The sequence below is a fragment of the Palaeococcus ferrophilus DSM 13482 genome (assembly GCF_000966265.1).
GTDB classification, from domain to species: domain Archaea; phylum Methanobacteriota_B; class Thermococci; order Thermococcales; family Thermococcaceae; genus Palaeococcus; species Palaeococcus ferrophilus.
On the sequence record NZ_LANF01000018.1, the window covers coordinates 67,507 to 85,233 of the forward strand.

15 protein-coding genes are annotated in these 17,727 nt (G+C 55.7%); 4 read left to right on the plus strand and 11 right to left on the minus strand.

Annotated features, from left to right (window positions below):
* Window positions 1-26 precede the first annotated feature (26 nt).
* Genes PFER_RS09385 through PFER_RS09415 form a run of 7 tightly spaced genes read right to left on the minus strand, consistent with a single transcriptional unit; the run spans window position 27 to window position 8,070 of the window.
* Complete coding sequence (locus PFER_RS09385) at window positions 27-2,270, minus strand: methyl-accepting chemotaxis protein (protein ID WP_048151472.1); 2,244 nt, start codon at window positions 2,268-2,270, stop codon at window positions 27-29.
* Entirely contained in the window at window positions 2,260-2,895 is a 636-nt protein-coding gene (locus tag PFER_RS09390; RefSeq protein ID WP_048151473.1) for a chemotaxis protein CheC, read from the minus strand. Before PFER_RS09390 ends, PFER_RS09385 begins: the two co-directional genes overlap by 11 nt.
* Window positions 2,892-3,515: a chemotaxis protein CheC gene (locus PFER_RS09395; protein ID WP_048151475.1), complete on the minus strand. Its 624-nt coding sequence runs from the start codon at window positions 3,513-3,515 to the stop codon at window positions 2,892-2,894. Before PFER_RS09395 ends, PFER_RS09390 begins: the two co-directional genes overlap by 4 nt.
* Complete coding sequence (locus PFER_RS09400; RefSeq protein ID WP_048151478.1) at window positions 3,505-5,793, minus strand: chemotaxis protein CheA; 2,289 nt, start codon at window positions 5,791-5,793, stop codon at window positions 3,505-3,507. The genes PFER_RS09395 and PFER_RS09400 overlap by 11 nt, the downstream gene beginning before the upstream one ends.
* A gap of 5 nt (window positions 5,794-5,798) precedes the next feature.
* Window positions 5,799-6,866 carry a protein-glutamate methylesterase/protein-glutamine glutaminase gene (locus PFER_RS09405; protein ID WP_048151480.1) on the minus strand — a complete coding sequence of 356 codons (1,068 nt, stop codon included), beginning with the start codon at window positions 6,864-6,866 and terminating at the stop codon, window positions 5,799-5,801.
* 10 nt (window positions 6,867-6,876) lie between these two features.
* Window positions 6,877-7,239 carry a response regulator gene (locus PFER_RS09410; protein WP_048151483.1) on the minus strand — a complete coding sequence of 121 codons (363 nt, stop codon included), beginning with the start codon at window positions 7,237-7,239 and terminating at the stop codon, window positions 6,877-6,879.
* Entirely contained in the window at window positions 7,240-8,070 is an 831-nt protein-coding gene (locus tag PFER_RS09415) for a CheR family methyltransferase (protein ID WP_048151485.1), read from the minus strand.
* A 297-nt stretch (window positions 8,071-8,367) separates the two neighbouring features.
* Here PFER_RS09415 and PFER_RS09420 point away from each other — a divergent pair, with 297 nt between their 5' ends.
* Both PFER_RS09420 and PFER_RS09425 read left to right on the plus strand, forming a co-directional pair.
* Complete coding sequence (locus PFER_RS09420) at window positions 8,368-9,684, plus strand: methyl-accepting chemotaxis protein (RefSeq protein WP_048151487.1); 1,317 nt, start codon at window positions 8,368-8,370, stop codon at window positions 9,682-9,684.
* A 10-nt stretch (window positions 9,685-9,694) separates the two neighbouring features.
* Window positions 9,695-10,132 (plus strand): chemotaxis protein CheW, encoded by a 438-nt coding sequence (locus tag PFER_RS09425; protein ID WP_048151489.1) that lies wholly within the window; start codon window positions 9,695-9,697, stop codon window positions 10,130-10,132.
* On the opposite strand, the gene PFER_RS09430 is transcribed toward PFER_RS09425, so the two are convergent.
* The 3 genes from PFER_RS09430 to PFER_RS09440 are packed head-to-tail and all read right to left on the minus strand — an operon-like array spanning window position 10,133 to window position 14,045.
* Window positions 10,133-11,224, minus strand: a complete 1,092-nt coding sequence (locus tag PFER_RS09430) for a hypothetical protein (RefSeq protein WP_048151495.1) — start codon at window positions 11,222-11,224, stop codon at window positions 10,133-10,135. It abuts the gene before it with no gap.
* A gap of 59 nt (window positions 11,225-11,283) precedes the next feature.
* The gene (locus PFER_RS09435; protein ID WP_048151497.1) at window positions 11,284-12,213 is read right to left on the minus strand and encodes a helix-turn-helix transcriptional regulator; all 930 of its coding nucleotides are present in this window, start codon (window positions 12,211-12,213) and stop codon (window positions 11,284-11,286) included.
* Window positions 12,165-14,045 (minus strand): phosphoadenosine phosphosulfate reductase domain-containing protein, encoded by a 1,881-nt coding sequence (locus PFER_RS09440; RefSeq protein ID WP_048151499.1) that lies wholly within the window; start codon window positions 14,043-14,045, stop codon window positions 12,165-12,167. The genes PFER_RS09435 and PFER_RS09440 overlap by 49 nt, the downstream gene beginning before the upstream one ends.
* A gap of 135 nt (window positions 14,046-14,180) precedes the next feature.
* Here PFER_RS09440 and PFER_RS11905 point away from each other — a divergent pair, with 135 nt between their 5' ends.
* A complete protein-coding gene (locus PFER_RS11905) occupies window positions 14,181-14,930 on the plus strand; it encodes a hypothetical protein (protein WP_157255195.1) in 750 nt (249 codons plus the stop codon).
* Here the strand turns inward: PFER_RS11905 and PFER_RS09450 are convergent.
* Window positions 14,887-16,146 carry an amidohydrolase family protein gene (locus PFER_RS09450; RefSeq protein ID WP_048151501.1) on the minus strand — a complete coding sequence of 420 codons (1,260 nt, stop codon included), beginning with the start codon at window positions 16,144-16,146 and terminating at the stop codon, window positions 14,887-14,889. The genes PFER_RS11905 and PFER_RS09450 overlap by 44 nt on opposite strands.
* A 240-nt stretch (window positions 16,147-16,386) precedes the next feature.
* On the opposite strand from PFER_RS09450, the gene asnS reads away from it, so the two are divergent.
* Entirely contained in the window at window positions 16,387-17,679 is a 1,293-nt protein-coding gene (gene asnS / locus PFER_RS09455; RefSeq protein ID WP_048151503.1) for an asparagine--tRNA ligase, read from the plus strand.
* The last annotated feature ends 48 nt before the right edge of the window (window positions 17,680-17,727 follow it).

Below are 17,727 nucleotides of genomic sequence, written 5' to 3' on the forward strand. Positions count from 1 at the left end.
CGTGTAAGATTAAAAGGGAAAAGATGTCAGAGCCTGAAGGTTCCCGTTTCCTTCCTGAGATCAAGGACAAGCTGCTTGAGTTCCTCCGCGGCCCTCTTTAGCTCCTCGATAGCTGCCGTCTGCTCTTCAACTGCTGAGCTGACCTCCTCAGCCGAGGCGGTGGTCTCCTCGGCTGAAGCAGCCAGGTTCTCAAGGGCTTTAAGGGCCCTGTCAATCTCCTCCTGGGTTCTTAGTATCTGCTCCTTGACGTGGCCGAGGCGTGAGCCGGTCTCGTTTATGAGCTCCGCTATGTTCGTGAGGTACTCCGTGGTTTCCCTGAGGGTCTCGGAGGATTCGCCCACAACGCTCACTCCCCTCTGGGTGGCGTTGACGGCATCACGAATCTCCTCGGTCATCTTCCCTATTATGTCCTTTATGTTGTCGGCTGCCTTCTTGCTCTCCTCGGCGAGGTTCCTGATCTCCTGGGCAACGACTGCGAAGCCCCTGCCGGCCTCACCAGCCCTTGCCGCTTCGATAGCCGCGTTGAGAGCGAGGAGGTTTGTCTGTTCTGCTATTCCCGTGATGACGTTGGTTATCTCCTCTATGCTCTTGCTCATCTCGTTGACCCTTCCGACGGCGTGCTCTATCTCCCCCATCATCTCCTGGATGCTCTCAATCTGCTGGGCAGAGACCTCTCCCTTCTCCCTGCCCTCCGAGGCTATGTTGACGACCTCCTGGATGGCACCTTCGAACTCCTCCATGGCCCTAACGCTCTCCTCGCTGACGTCGGCCACCAGCCTTACCCCCTCCGTAATCTCGTTTATGTTCTCCTGCTGCCTCTGGGCCTCAATGCTCACCTGCTGAACAGCTTCATTCACCTGGTTGATGGCCTCTGTGACATCGTTCGCGATCTGGGCGAGCATGTTGGAGTGCTTTTCGAGCTTGTCCGTGAGGTTCACAATGTTCCCTATCAGCTCCCTCATGTTGGCGCTCATGTTCTTAACGTCCTCTATGACCTCCCTCAGTTCACCCTTTGCCTCGACGCTTAGACCGTTGCTGAGGTCGCCCTCCGCCAACCGCTCGAGCTTGTCCGCGATTCCCTGGAGGGTTCCCACCATGTCCTTCGACACGGCCTCGAAGGCCTTTATGAGCATTCCAATCTCGTCTTCCTCGAGGTACCTAACACCGCGGAGCTTCTCCTTGACCTCGCTGAGCCTTCCCTCGGCGAGGGCCTGAGCAGCTGTACCGAGCGCCACCAGAGGTTTGAGGGCCGAACTGACCATCCTGTAGGCCACGAGGATTATTGCGGCTGATATCAGGAGGAGAAGGCCTATCATCATGTACACCATGTTCCGTATCGTCTCTCTTGTTGTATTGACCGCGTTTGTTACCCCCTCGCTTACCTCAGCCGTGGGAACCTTCGCGAAGACGTACCAGCCCGTGCTCGGTATCCTGTGACCGGCTGCAGTTGACTGGACCCCCTGCCACGTATAGGTTACCACATCATGGTCCTTTCCACTTTTGACTATGTCCGCTACGGGTTTGAGGCTCTCCTGTTCGAAGACGTTTAGCTTCATGATGTATTCCTTGTTGGGGTGGGCGATGATGAGGCCATCCTCGTTGACGACGTAGGCGTAGCCCGTCCTTCCGATCTTAACGTTCTTTATCTGGTCAACGAGGGTGTCTATGAAGACGTCGAGGCCGATGACGCCGATAAGCGAGCCGTCCTTGTATATGGGAACCGCGTAGGTTATGACCCACTTGCCGGAGGAAGCGTCCTGGTAGGGGTCGCTCCACACGCCCTCTCCGGCCTTTACAGCGGCCTGGTACCACGGCCTCACGCGGGGGTCGTAGCCTGCCGGAAGCTCCTGCTCGGGATAGATGAACATGTTGCCGTTCACGTCTCCAAAATAAACGGAGCTTATCTTGCTGTTAGCCGCGGTGATTGCGCTGAAATCCTTCATTAGCATGCCCTCGAGGAGGACGTTGTAGCCAGGGTCGCCGAACTTTACACCGCTGCTTTCCATATCCTTTATGTCCTCGATCGTGTTGCGCTGGGTTACCACCCCTAGGTTCTCAATGGACATGAAGAACGCTTCAAAGTCGTTTGCGAGGGCCTCTGACTTGGCGCTCACGGTCTCTTCCGCCCACTGCTGCATCAGGGGGGCGAGGTTCGTGTCCAATTTGCTTGCCATGCTTTTTTCGGTGTAAAACATCATGGCACTCGCCAGCACTGCCACGATAACAAACCCCAAAATAACGATGGAAAGGATCTTTTTCTTAAACTCCACCTTCTTCACCTCCGGCTTCCCTAACCTGTTCCTCCATCCTCTTCACGAGCTTTTCAAAGGATTCCTCATCGGGTACGAGGTAAAAATAGCTCTCAAACCCGATGTTCTCCTCGTAAAAGCGTGTTTTGAACAGCATGACTTTTTCAACGTGCCTTAAATCGGACCTGTTCAGTTCCTTCTCGATGTCGTAGAGCGAACCTATCGGCTTGGGGGGGCTCAGCGAAACCGGCTCCCCAACGAGCTTCGCGAGTATGTCCGTGTAAACCGATATGAGGATGTTGCCCACCTCGGTTATGGCCGACTTCCCCATCTCGTCGAGCTCCTCAATTCCGGAGGGGTCCATTCCCATCAGTGCCGCGGAGAGGCTTATGGCGCTCTTCGTCGGGAACTGGAGAACGGTTAGGCCGTTTAGGCCCTCCGTGATGTCGAAGCCAACTACGAAGCTCTTCGAGATTCCGTTCATTGTGAGGTGCTTGAGGAACTCCACGCGGGAGAGGACCTTCACCTCGGGGGGCTCCATCTCTATGGGCCCGCCTATCATCTGGGAGAGGGACGTCAGTGCGTGGCTCATCGCTATGTTGGATGCCTCACGGAATATGTCCTTATACCACTCATCCAGCTTCATACCATCCCCCCCGTGAGTTTCTCTATGACTTTAACCATGTCCTCGGGCTTAGGGAGTATGAAGAAGTGCTCCTTGAACTCGATGCCCTCGATGCTTATCGTAGTGCCGAGCAGTATGGTGTAGTCGCAGTACTGCCCGATATCCGCTAAAGCGAAGTCGAGGATTGCCGGCAGGAAGTCCACGGCTATGCTCGGCGGCGTCTGCTCTATGGTGAGCCCCAAGAACTCACTGAGTGCGTTCGCGTAAGCTGAAATCAGTATGTTCCCCATTTCCTCGATGGCGGACTGTACCATCTCGTCGAGCTCCTTGGTGGTTCCGGATTCCTGCATCATCATGAGGTCGAAGAGCCTGCATGCATCCTCAAAGTCGAGTACGAAGAAGGCGTGCCCGCTGAACTCGTTTCCAAGTCCAACGTAAACCGCCACAACTACGTCCTCGCCGACTTTCTCGGGAAGTGCCTTAATGGCCGTCACCTCGAGTCCGGGGACGGTGATGTTGACGGGGTGCCCTATCATCTCGCTGAGCGCGTCAGCGGCCCTTGATGCCCCTATGTTGAACGTCTCGAGCAGGGCGCTCTTTTCGAATTCGCCCAATTCCTTGATGGCCTTATCATATCCCACCGCCTATACCTCCCAGCAGGCTGTTGATGTCAATTATGAGGACAACGCTTCCATCACCGAGTATCGTGGCCCCGGCAAATCCCCTCAGGTTCGAGAGGCCCTTTCCAAGGGACTTGATGACGATGTCCTTCTTGTGGAGAAGCTCGTCAACCCTGAGTGCTATCTTCTGGGCCCCGAAGTCCACGATAATCGCCGGGAAGTCCTCCACATCAGGTATTTCAAGGTTGAAGAGCTCGTGGAGTGAGATAAGCGGTATTATCTCTCCCCTGAGCACTATTACCTCCTTGCCTCCAATGGTCTTGAGGTCTTCCCTTTTGACCTCTATCGTTTCGAGGATGTTGTTTATCGGGATAGCGTATGTCTCGTCCCGCACCTTTATGAGCAGGGCCTGTATGATGGCCATGCTTATCGGGAGCTTGAGGGTGAAGGTGGTTCCTTTTCCAACCTCCGTCTTGACGCTTATGCTCCCGTTGAGGGCCTTAATAACGTCCTGAACGACGTCCATTCCGACGCCCCTTCCTGAAACGTCCGTGACCTTTTCAGCGGTGCTGAAGCCGGGCATGAAGATCAGGTTTATGGCCTCCTCGTCGCCCATCTCGGCGGCCTGCTCGGGTGTAATGAGGCCCTTCTCGATGGCCTTCTTCTTCACCTTCTCGGGGTCTATGCCCTTACCGTCGTCTCTCACCACGATAACCACGTGGCTCCTCTCGCGCTTGGCTATGAGCTCCAGCTTTCCGGCACGCGGCTTTCCAAGCTTCTCCCTCTCCTCCGGTGGCTCAATGCCGTGGTCTATCGCATTCCTAAGGAGGTGGACGAGAACATCGCCGAGCTTGTCGAGGATTGTCCTGTCAACCTCTATCTCCTTGCCCTTCATGATGAACTCGACTTCCTTGCCCTCCTTCCTCGCGAGGTTGCGAACCATGCGCGGGAACTTGTTAAACACTTCAGCAACCGGCGTAAGGCGCATCTGCATTATCTCATCCTGGAGCTCCGCCATGAGGCGCGAGGTTGTTGAGAGGCTCTCAAGGAGCTCCCTATCACCGAGTCTCTCCGCTATCTGCTCCAACCTGCCGCGGTTTATCACGAGCTCACCGACGAGGTTCATGAGCTTGTCGAGGTGGGCCACGTCAACCTTGATGAGCTTCGACATCTTGACCTTCTCGCGCTTTGGTGCGGGGGCAGCCTGTGCAGCCTGTGCCGTTTTCTTCTCTTCCTCCGGAGGCGCCTCCGGTTTCGTTTCCTCCGCCCCGGCGACGGTGACGCTCTCCACGTCGGGGTGCTTCATGATTGACTCCCTAATCTCCTCGAGGGGCCTCAGGGGAACCATGGACACCTCGAAGTAGTACCCCCCAATTAGCTCACCGTTCTGAAGCTCCTCTTCTGAGGGGTTTACCTCGAGTACACTGGCCGATTTCTTGAGGTCCTGAAGGATCAGGAAGGAGCGTATGCCCTTGAGTGGAGCATCTTTCTGAAGGTTGACCCTGAGCCTGACGGTCTCTCCTCCTTTCCCCTCCGGTTTGGGGGTCTCCGAGACTTCTCCACCTATCACGACATCTTTAACCTCGGGGTGCCTTGTTATGACCTTTTTAAGCTCCTCGGGCGGGAACTCGCTTCTCACCTTGAACTCAAGCTCATTCTCTTCGGCCGAGCCGTCCTCTATCACCTTCCTCTCGGGCTTCGTCCAGAGAACTTCCCCCATCTCCTCAAGGTCGTTGAGGATGAGGAATGCCCTGACACCTTTGAGCTGTGCCTCCGGGTGGAAGATTACCTTAATATGGTACTCCCTGCCGGCACCTGGGGCTTCCTCTTCCTTCTCTTCCGCCTTTTCCTGAGCCTCCTCCACTTTCTCCTCTGTCTTGGGCTTCTCCCTCTTGTACCCCTTGAGGAGCCTGTCCGCCTCCGCAAACAGACCGCTGACATCGAAGTCTCCTTCACTCCCCGTTTCCTCGATGCTGTCAATCATGCTCTCTATGGCCTCGATAAACTCGAGAACGAGGTCTACAACCTCTGACGTGGCCTCAACGACCCCATTCCTTATGGCGTCGAAGAGGTTCTCCATTTTATGGGCGGTTTCACTGAGCTTCATGAATCCCATTGTCGCTGCAGTCCCCTTGAGGGTGTGAGCGTCCCTGAAAATCTGGTCAATGCTCTCCTTTTTGACGGCCTCGTCCCCGCTTTTAACGGCATCTTCAAGCTTCAGAACAGCGTTGCTTATGCTGTCTATCCTGTCCCTCGCATCGGCAAGAAACTCTCCAATGTACTGGGACATGTCCTCCATACCCCTCACCTCGGTACCTTCCTAAGGGCCATCACCACTGTATCCGCTATTTTATCAAGGGGCACAACGTGGTCAACAACCCCGAGCTCTATCGCGGCCTTTGGCATGCCGAAGATTATTGAGGTCTCCTTGTCCTGCGCTATCGTGATGCCTCCTCGCCTCTTTATCTCCGCAAGTCCTGCTGCCCCATCGCGTCCCATACCCGTCATGATGACACCAACTGTTTTTCTGCCGAATACCCCTGCAACGCTCTTCATCATCGGATCGGCCGCGGGCCTCACCCCGTGGATTTTGGGCCCCTTGTAGAGCTTTATGGTGGGCTTCCCGTTTCTCATGGTAACCTCCATGTGGTAGTCACCTGGGGCTACGTAGGCCCAGTCCTGATGGACGACCTCACCGTCCTCGGCCTCCTTCACGTTGAGCTTCGATATCCTGTCGAGCCTCATCGCGAAGGATTTGGTGAACCCGGGGGGCATGTGCTGAACCAGCAGGAGGCCCGCATCAAGCTCCCCGGGAAGTTTCTCGAAGACCTTCAGCAGGGATTGCGGCCCACCGGTGGAGGCTGCTATTGCAACGGCCCTCCTTGCTACCTCTCCCTTCTTCCTCACCTTGCGGAGCTGCTCGCGGAGAACCCTGTGGCGCTTGAACTGGAGGAAGCGCGAGGGGACCTTAGCGGCCTCCTTCACCTTGGCGATTATCTCGTCCTTGAGCTCTCTCATGTTTATCGAGATGGATGATGATGGTTTGGGTATGAAGTCAACGGCGCCGTACTCGAGGGCCTTTATCGTCGCATCGGCACCCTCCTGGGTCAGGGCACTCACCATTATGACCGGCCGGGGGTACTTGCTCATTATGAACTTGAGGGCATCAAGCCCGTTCATGCGGGGCATCTCGATGTCGAGGGTCACCACGTCGGGCCGCTCGCTTTTGACCTTCTCAATGGCCTCAACTCCGTCCCTGGCCTCGCAGCACACCTCTATCTCGGGGTCGGACTCCAGGATATCCCGGAGCACACGGCGCATGAAGGCGGAATCGTCTACTACGAGCACCCTGATCTTCTTCCCTAGGGGCATAGGATCACCTTTAAGACGAAAGAACTCTGTTGACCTCCTCTATCACCTTCGGCGCCTGGAAGGGCTTCACTATGTAACCCTTGGCTCCGCTCTTGAGGGCCTCCATGACCTTGGCCTCCTGTCCAACGGCGGTGATCATGATGATCTTTGCGTTGGGGTCAACCTTCATGATCTCCTTAACCGCCGTTATGCCGTCCATCTCGGGCATGACAATGTCCATCGTAACCAGGTCGGGTTTGAGCTGCTGGTACTTCTCCACGGCCTCTTTTCCGTTGCTTGCTTCCCCAACTATCTGGTGTCCGGCCTGCATGAGTATCTTCTTAACCAGCATTCTCATGAACGCCGCGTCATCAACAACGAGAACCTTTGCCATTCACACCACCTCCGGTTTTTTCACGTATATCCTTGCCACCAGGTCGTGGAGCTTGAACAACCTGGAAGCGCTCCCAAGGATCGTCTCGGTCTTGCCGAGGATTAAATAGCCGTGATCCTCGAGGGAGTCATAAAGACGACGGAAGACCTCTTCCTGAGCCTGCTTCGTCATGTAAATGAGCACATTCCGTATGAATATCATGTCGAACCCTTTGGGGTACTCGTTGGAGAGGAGATTAAAGTGCTGGAACTTCACGTAGCGCCGAAGCTGGGGTGAAACCCTGTAGTGGTCGCCCATGGGAAGGAAGTACTTTCTGATGAGGTGCTTGGGGACGCTCTTCTCTACAACCTCCTTTGGGTACGCGCCTCTGATGGCGGTGTTCAGGGCCTCTCTATCAATGTCGGTTGCAAGTATGGAGAGCTTGTAGCGCCTTATGTCATCCCCTAGGAACTCGTTGAACATCATGGCTATGGAGTAAGGTTCCTGGCCCGTGGAGCATGCGGCGCTCCACACCCTTATCGTGGTGCTGTAGTGCTCTTTTTTGAAGCTGATCAGTTCGGGGAGTACCTTTCTCTCCAGGGTCTTCCAGACTATGGGATCCCTGAAGAACTCCGTCACGTTTATTGCCACGGTGAGGAGAAGGTCATCGAGCTCCTCCTTGTTCTTCCTGATGAGCCTGTAATAGTCCATGAAATCAGAGATGCCCAGCTTTCTCATTCTGGCCCGTATTCTTCTGAGTAGGTAGGAATCCTTGTACGCATTACTATCTGTTCTCAAATGGCGAAACAGCTCCTGCTTTATGAGCTGATACCCCCTATCGTTGACTTCCATGTTGTGTCTCCTCCCTGAGATTGGGAATAATTTAAACATATTAATCTTTCGTTGAATTTCTTACAAGAATTATGGTTTTCCCCTTAAAAAATCATTACGTGTATGTGTGTATGTAGGTGCATATGTAGGCGGTTACGTGCTCACTTTAAATCAAAATTACGGAGGTTTAATAAAAAATCCAGTCGAAAACCTTTTATGCCACTACTTGAATATTAACCAATAGGCATGTAGAAATATTGGGAAATGTTTAAAAGATTTCCGCTTAAGTCGCAATACCTGCGAGTCATGGTGAGGACGATGAAGGCTACGACAATAGGTGTGGCAACTCTTCCACCCGTGGTTACAGGAGTCTTGGCCTACGCTGGGAACGTGCCCCTTGGACTGATCGGAGGAATCGCAGCGGGAGTCGTTATGGCCGCGTACCTCGATACGAAACACTCCCGCAGGGACCGCTATCGCATGGTCAAAAACGTGCTCCAGCGGCTCAGCAGGGGAGAGGAGGTCGAGATACCTCCCGAACTCTGGGACATCAAGGAGTATCTCATAGCGTTGAGCGCGGGAGAGAGGGGTGAGATAGCTCCCTTATTGGAGGATTTACAAAGGGTGGCACGCGGCGACCTAACGGGCAAGCTCCCACCCACCTCCGCGCTTCTCAAGGTCTACAACGACGTCAAGAAGAACTGGATTGAGATGCTGGCAGGGACAAAGGCCGTGCTTGAAGAACTCAGGGATGAACTCGAGAACGTTCGGGAGGCTTCTTCCTCAATTGAGATGCTGGAGCGCACCTACGACGCCCTAAACGAGCTGATATCACGCCTTGAGACACAGAGTGTAAAGATAGCCGAGCTCAACGACCACATACAGGCGCTCTCGGCCGCTATTGAACAGATAAGCACCCAGACACAGCAGGTCGCGGAGTTCACAATGGAGTCTGCCAACGCCGCCGAAAAAGGAAAGGAGATATCTGACCAGGCCGCACTGAAGGTCGAGAAAATAAACGACGTTAGCAAGGAAATGGAGCAGGCGGTGAGCATACTCTCCGACTACTCCGAGAAGATAGGTCAGATCGTTGACGTCATCACGGACATAGCAGAGCAGACAAACCTTCTCGCTCTCAACGCGGCCATTGAGGCCGCTCGCGCCGGTGAGCAGGGAAGGGGCTTCGCGGTGGTCGCCGACAGCGTGAGGGAGCTGGCGGAGCAGTCGAGGAGTTCCGCAAAGCAGATAGGGGACCTTATAAAGGAGATGCAGGACAGCGTTGGTGGTGTCGTTGCCTCAATCCATGAGAACGCCAGGGTTACACAGGAGGTCGGGGAGTCAATACAGCACCTCATAGCGGCCTTCGACGACATCGCGAGGAGGGCCCACGAGATAGCCTCGATGGTGCACGAGATATCCAACGGCGTTGACCAGCAGGCGAGCGCGGTGCAGTACCTGGTAAACGCCGTTGAGGAGATATCATCCGTTAACATGGAGCTCTCGGAGACGGCCCAGCAGGCTGTGGACGTTTCGAGTGACGCTGTCTCAAAGGTTGGTCCTCTTAAGGCTACCTTCAACCGCCTTGCGGGGAGGTTTGAGGAGATTGTGGGCATGATCAGCCGCATCAAGGTGTGAGGTGATTTCAATGGCGGAAGTCCAGGTTGTGGCATTTAAGGTTGGAAACGAGGAGTTCTGCCTCGAGATTTCCAAGGTCAGGGAAATTAAGGAAATGATGCCCATAACGAGGGTGCCAAACGCCCCGGACTACGTGGAAGGGGTCATAAACCTCAGGGGCCAGATAACCACAGTGGTCAACCTCAAGAAGAAGCTCGGCTACTACGAGGACGAGGATATCAGCAACAAGAAGATCATCATCGCGGAGGTCAAGGGGGAGATTATAGGCATAATCGTTGACTCCGTCTCGGACGTGGTGACGCTCACGGAGGATCAGATCGAGCCGACCCCCAAGACCCTGGTATCCAGGATGGACACCCGCTTCATAAAGGGCATAGCCAAGATCAACGAGGGGGAGAGACTCCTCATAATGGTTGACCTTGAGAGGCTCTTCGGAGAAGAGTGGTGATCACAGGTCGAGCTCCTTAAGGATGTCCTCTATCTCTTTTTTGGGGCTCTTTTTCTTCGGTTCTTCCACCTTAGTGCCCAGCTTCGCCATCAGCATCTCTACCTGTTCCTCAAGCTTTCTCAGCTCCTCGAACTGGAAGCGCAGCTTCTCGTAGAACTCCTTCTCTATGGGTGTTACGGGGACGGGTTCGTTTATCATCTCCGCAAGGGAATCCAGCTCTCCCGAGACCCTGTAAATCAGCCTGTGAATCTCTATGAAGCTCCTCTCGGGGTTGAGTTCTTTCCCGTTTCTCTCGTCCCTCATCGGCAGCTCAAGGCGCTTCACGTTTATTATGGCGTCCCTGAAGCGCGAGTAGACCTCCTCCTCGGGGACGGCTATCACCGCGAGCTTGCGCAGGTTTTTGAGGAGCCCTATGAGGTTCTCCTTAAGGGCGTAGAACTCATCCCTCCCCCTCTCCGTGAGCACGTAGACCTTAGCTATGTCGCGGAGTGAGAGAAGGGCCCTCTTGGCCTCGAGGAGGCCCGAACCTATCTTTTCTGGTTCTAAAACAACCGCAGTACGGAGGAGTTCGAGAAATTCGGCAACTTCCTCCTCCTTGCGCTTTTCTATTAGCTCCTCCAGGCGCTCTATCTCCTCCTCGACCTCGCCGAGGAGCTCCTCTTTGAGCTGGGCCTTGAGTTCCTCCCTGCCCTCCACGGCCACCTCGCGCACTTCAAGGAGGCCCTCCCTCAGCTCGCCGACTTCCTTTTTGAGTGCCCCCAGCTCGTAGGTGACCTCCACGTTCTTGCTCTCGAACTCCTTCAGCTTCTCTCTGAGGAGGGAGTCCAGCTTTGTCACCCTCTCGGAGAGGGACTTTATCCTCCAGTCCTCGGCCGGTCCGCTCTCCAGCTTCTTCAGCTCCTCCAGCTCCGCGCTTAGTTCGTTTATTCTCTCCTGAATCTCCTTTTTGAAGGCCTGGAGCTTGTCAATGGACTCCTCTGTCTCGTCCCTGAGCTCAAAGAAACGTGCCTTGACTTTCTCGACTACGTCCTTGGCGTAGTAGGCGGCAAAAGCGGCCACACCGATGGCTATGATTGAAAGGTACTCCATCATTGTTTAATCACCGCGGCCGGCTCACGTGTTTGAAGTATCACCTTAATCATATTTAAGGATTAAGTCTCCCCCGCGGCCAGTTCCACCCTGTAAGTCCTGCCCTCCTTGACCCTTACGATGAGGCCCTTCTCCTCCATCTCGCGGAGCAGTATGCTGACCTTGGCCTTGGAGAAGCCGAGCCTCTTCACGAGCTCGCTCTGGAGCATCGGCCCCTCCTTGAGGAGCTCAATGACCTTTTCCTCGTCGCTCTTGAGCGCTTCGGGCTTCGGCTTCCGCCTCTCGCTGAGTAGCATGCCCGCGTAGATGCCCCCAACGAAGGCCACCCCCACGAGGCCGAAGAGTATTCTGGGGTCAAAGGTTTCTTTCTTGGGGCTCGAGAAGCCGACCACGAAGTAGAACTCGTCCCCCTCATCAACGTCCTCGCGCTGCCACTCGAGGATTAGCGAGTTCTCCGTACTCTCCAGTTTGCTTATGGCGGGCATTATGGGGCTCAGAACGGCGTAGCCCTGGGGGATGTAGAGGCGGACGTAGAAGAGGCCGACCTTCTGGGGGAACTTCACGTAGTAGGAGAACTGCTGCTTCCCGTTCACCTCGTTTATGAGGCCGCGGGTGTAGAAGATTATCCTGATTCTGGCAGTGTCGTTGGGTTTGAGCTCGGGGAAGGTCACATAAACAGCGTTAATGTCTCCTATGACGTTCTTAATGCTGACGTTGGCTATTATAGTCTGCCCGTTTATCTCCACGAGGGCCTCGGGATTCTCTATGGGGTAATCAGAGGTGAATATGTACTGGTTGACGGGCTCCTGGGCGGTGAGAACGACCTCGACGGTTTCCTTTATCGTCCCCCCGTCCTGTACCTCGAAGTAGATGGAGTAGGAGTCCATGGAATAGCCCGACGCCCCCACTTGGGGGAAGAGGAGGGCGAGGAGCAGGAAAGCTATCAGAGCTGACTTCCCTCTTCGGGATTTTTGATTTTCAGGAGCGGGCATACGTCCATACACTCCATGCAGTGGACGCAAAGGGATGGGTCAACCACTATCTTGAGGCTCTTCGGGTTAATCGAGAGGGCCCCCTCCGGGCACTTGCCGACGCAGACGCCGCAGCCCACGCACTCGTAGGCCCTCTTCACGAGGTAGTAGGCGTTGGTGGCGTCCCTCTCGTTTTCGGTGTAAGCGCCATCCTCCCTGAAGATTACGCTCCCGGCCTTTATGTAGTCTTCGCCCCTCTCCACCTCGCCGAGGATTGGGGCGACTTCCTCTATCCTCCTTAGGTTCACGACCGTGTTGAAGCTCACCTTCTCCCCGTCGTAGGTGTATCTAACGGGCTCCCACGACCTGTTCTCAGGGAGCTCAACCCCGATATCCCTTGCAAGCGCCTTCTGACCGCGGGTAAGGTTCTTCCAGCGCCAGAAGCCGTGGGTAATCCACTCCTCGGGGAGATTGAAGCGCTTTCTCCACCTCTCAAGCTCGCGCTCCCACTTCCCGTAGAGTTCGGGCCTCTCCTCCTTGAGTGTCTGGAAGTCGGCTAGGGAGGCGCTCGGACAGAGGAAGCACCCTATCCTGTCGAAGCGGTCCTCGTAGAGGGGGTTGTACTTGAGTTTTCTGGAGAATATGTAGAGCCACACCTCAAGGGCGTTCCAGTGGAAGATTGGGGAGGCTCCAATCTCGTTCGGCACCCATGGGTTCCTCCACACCCTCGGCTGCCTAGCCCTCCTCTCGCTCTCGTACTTCCTCTGACCGACGAACATGAGCACACCTTCGGGGAAGTGCTCCTTTATCGTGAGCGTTATTGGCCCGAGCTTCGTTACCTTGCAGCACCAGCGGTAGTCCCTTCCAGGCGGCGAGAACACGTGGAGCGCCCTCCAGAATGCATCGCCGGCATCGGCCACTATAAACCTTATTCCCCTCGGCTCGAGCTCCCTCTTAATTTCCTCAACGTACTCGACCGTCTCTGGGAGCTCTATCCCGGTGTTGTTGAAGAAGACGGCGAAGCCCTCCCCCAGCTCCTCCATCACGAGGCCGAGAACGGCCAGGCTGTCCTTTCCACCCGAGAAGGCCACCGCCGCTGGTCTGTTCGTGTTCTCCACGGTCTTCCTTATGAAGCGCCTCGCCTCCTCCACCTTCGCCTCGAGGGCGGAGCGGTTTGCCCTTAAAACATCATCCATCGTCGCCTTCCTTCCCTCGCGGTAGTTGATCCTCTTCTGGTGGCGCGTTTTGACACCTGTCTTCCTCTCGGCGGGGTTAATGAGGTCGGGATAGTCCTTCTTGGCTATTCCCGTCGCTATGACCTCGCCGTCCTCGCTCACAACCACAACGTCGTCTCCAACCCTTATGCTCTCGTCCGCCTCCAGCACTCCCACCGGGAGGACGTTGGCGCCCTTCTTTATGGGCTCCTTAGCTCCACTATCAACGATGACCCACTTTCGCATCCCCTTCCCAAAGCGCTTCCAGAGTGCCGTGGCGCCTTCAACTTTGAGGCCGGGCTTCCAGCGCACCTCCCTCGGCTCAAAGCGGAGCCACCCGAAAACGTATCCGTCCGCGATAATCTCGTAAACGTCGTCCTCCCCGGGCGTCTTGTTGAGGAGCACAACCTTGCCCCCCAGAACCTCCCCCACGTCAACGCCGTAGTGTTCAAGGAAGGCGGAGCGTATGAACTCCATGTCCTTCTCGAAGGCGAAGCGCAGGTCAGCGGGAGGGGTTAAGTCAAGTCTGAAAACCCCCTTCTCCCCGTGGAGGTCGCACCTCTCACCTATAAGCGGGACGTTGCACCTCTCGCACCAGTGGATGTGGGCCTTTCCCAGGAACACGGGTCCCTTTCTCATCAACTCTCACCTAACCAGAGGGGGGAAGGGTTCTTTATAATGCTTTTTACGCGGGAGGGGTATGGTATTGGAGTATCTTCAACACAACACAGTTCGCATTGGAAACTTTTTTATACTCCCGGGTAAATATCTCAAATGGTGCGCCTAATGCTCGGAGAGGACGTGATTAGTACCGGCATAGAGGAAGTTGATGAGCTCCTTGGAGGGGGTATTCTTCGTAACGGTATCCTTTTAATAGACTACGACAAGCTCTCGATGGGGTGGCACCTCGGAGTCAGGATTTTCAAGAACATACTCCAGCAGGACGGCTACGGGATAGTGTTCAACGCAACGGTCCCCGTAACCAAGCTGCGACTTCGGGCCAAGTACCTGTGGCTTGACGTGGACAGGATGGGAAGGGAGGGGCGGCTTTCCATAGTGGACATATTCGGCTCCAAGTATGGAATACCAAGCAGGGAGGAGTACATTTACACCATAGACGATTGGAAGGACGAAGTGGCGCTCCCAAAGATGGGACGCATTCTAAAGGAGCTCACTTACAAGATTAAACCCATGAAAGGGCCCGTTGTTTCTATGTTCGCTACGGTCGAGGGGGCGTACCACACCCTCGGAAAGGGGCTTACCCATCACATCATGCTGGGTACCCTCAAGGCGAGCAGTATCGCGGAGGAGCTTGACCTCAATTCCTTCCAGATACTTCTCCTCAACAGGAACGCCGTTGACCCGATGTTTGAGACTTTCCTCACGACGATAAGCGACCAGGTCATAATGGTGGACAGGAAGAGAGAGGGCAACAAATGGGTGGAGTCAATCTCCGTGCCGAAGTCCCTCCTTCCGGGGTTCATTCCCCGGATGAAGGAGCACGTGATGAAAATTGAGAGGTGAGCTCCTCCACCCTTTTTCCAAGCCCCGGGAAGAAACCCTGCTCATAGACGGGCTCTCCCCCGACGAAGACCATCTCCACATCGCTCCCCCTGGTGGAGTAGAGGATGTGGGAGAAGGGGTCTTCTCCGGGCAGGAACTGGGGTTTTCTGGTGTTCAACACCACGAGGTCCGCCAGATAGCCCCTCTCCACTAGGCCCGCCCTGATTCCCAGGGCCCTCGCGCCCTCAAGGGTGGCCATTTCGAAGACGTCCCGCGGGGAGAGGTACCTCCCGGCGGCGCTCGCTGCCAGGGCAGCCACGAACATCTCCCTGAAGGGGTCCATAAGGCCGACGGGGTTTGGGGAGTCGTTGCCGAGGGCGGTTCTAACCCCCATCCTCCTTAGGGCGGCGATGTTTATGGTTTTCTTCTCAAGGCGCAGGTTGCTCGTGGGGCAGTGGACGAGAGTGGAGCGGGCCTTCCCAAGGAGAGCCAGCTCATCCTCCCCCAGGTAAACGCCGTGGACGCCTATGAGGTTCTCTCCCAGGACGCCAGCTTCATTGAGGTACTCGACGGGCCTTAGTTCATACCGCTTCCTCACCTCTCTGACCTCCTCCTCGCTCTGGGCGAGGTGGATGTGAATGAGCGCCCCGTTCTCGCGTGCAAAATCTCCAATGTCCCTCATGAGCTCCAGGGAGACCGTGTTGGTGGCGTGGGGCGCCATAACCGGCCTCACGAGTTCATCCTTCCCTTTCCAGCGCCTGAAAAAGCGGAACCCTTTCTCCGGCGCCGCCAGCGGAAAGTCCACCACGTCCATAACGGTCTGGCCTATAAAGGCCCTTATTCCGAGCCTTTTTGCCGCCCTCGCTATGCCCTCCGCGAAGAAGTAGTGGTCGTTTATCGTGGTCGAGCCGTTTGAGAGAGCCTCGGCTATACCGAGCAGTGCCCAGCGCTCCACATCTTTCTCTGTCCACTCCCTCTCCATGGGCCAAATCACCCTCTCGAGCCACTGAGCCGTTGAAAGCCCCTCCCCTAAGCCCCTAAACTTCGCCATGGCCACGTGGGTGTGCGCGTTAACGAGGCCGGGGATGATAAGGTCCCCCTCAAAAACCTCATCCACACCGTACTCCCCGAGCCTCTCCCTCGGGACTACGTCCGCTATGTGCTCGCCCTCTATGAGAACAGCCATATCCCTCCTGAGCCCATTGACGTCGAGCACGTCTCCAGTGATAGCCTTCATCCCACCACCGCACCCACTACGGCGGGGGGATATATTGCCTTTTCGGATTGTCGGAACGCCAAAGAAAGCGCCGAAGAATTTAAATAGTGTTAATCCCCTACGCTGGGTGATGGCCATGCCCCTGCTTATCAAACCCCATCCCCTATCCCCCGTCTTTCTGTCCCCCTGGATGAATCGTCCCCTTCTGGGTTAACTTAATAAGAGCCACCCCGTAGTTACGAGAAGCTGGAGGTGTTTGGTGTGATTGATAAGGTTTATTGCGCTGACCTTAAACCCAAAATGGAAGGAACGAGAGTTAAGCTGGCTGGATGGGTTTATAGGAAGAGAGAGGTTGGAAAGAAGGTCTTCATAGTCCTCCGCGACTCAAGCGGGATAGTCCAGACGATATTCAAAAAGGACGCGAACGAGGAAGCATACGGGGAAGCGAAGAAAGTCGGAATAGAGTCGAGCGTCATCATCGAGGGAACGGTTAGAGCAGATCCCCGCGCGCCGACGGGCGTTGAGGTTCAGGCGGATAAGATAGAGGTAATCCAGAACGTCGAGTTCTTCCCCATAACCAAGGACGCGAGCGACGAGTTCCTTCTGGATGTCAGGCACCTCCACCTTCACTCCCCCAAGGTCGGGGCGATACTGAAGGTCAAGAGGACCATGATGCAGGCGGCACGTGAGTGGCTCCTTCAGGACGGCTGGTACGAGGTGTTCCCGCCCATACTCGTGACAGGGGCGGTGGAAGGCGGTTCGACCCTCTTCAAGCTCAAGTACTTCGACAGGACTGCCTACCTCAGCCAGTCGGCCCAGCTCTACCTTGAGGCGGCCATCTTCGGCCTTGAGAAGGTGTGGAGCCTGACCCCGAGCTTTAGGGCCGAGAAGAGCAGGACGAGGAGGCACCTCACGGAGTACTGGCACCTCGAGCTTGAGGCGGCCTGGATGGACCTCTGGGACATCCTCAAGGTGGAAGAGGAGCTTGTGAGCTACATGGTGCAGAGGACGCTTGAGCTGAGGAAGAAAGAAATAGAGACCTTCAGGAAGGACCTCACCACGCTCAAGAACACTGTTCCTCCCTTCCCGAGGGTGAGCTACGATGAGGCCATTGACATCCTTCAGAGCAAGGGCGTTGGCATAGAGTGGGGCGAGGACATGGGCGCAGATGAGGAGAGAATCCTCACCCAGGAGTTCGAGAGCCCGTTCTTCGTCTACGGTTATCCAAAGCACATCAAGGCCTTCTATATGAAGGAGGACCCGGAGGACCCGAGGAAAGCTTTAGCAGCTGACCTGCTCGCTCCCGAAGGGTACGGCGAGATAATAGGGGGCAGTCAGAGGGAGGACGACTACGACAAGCTCGTGGAAAGGATACTCGAGGAGGGCATGAAGCCGGAGGACTACGAGTGGTACCTCGACCTCAGGAAGTACGGTTCAGTTCCGCACAGCGGCTTCGGCCTCGGTCTGGAGAGGCTGGTAGCGTGGGTGCTCAAGCTCGACCACGTGAGATGGGCCACTCTCTTCCCGAGGACTCCGAGCAGGCTTTATCCGTGACAGCCCTTTGCTTCGCAAAGCGCTGGCGGAATGGGGTCTACTCTTTTT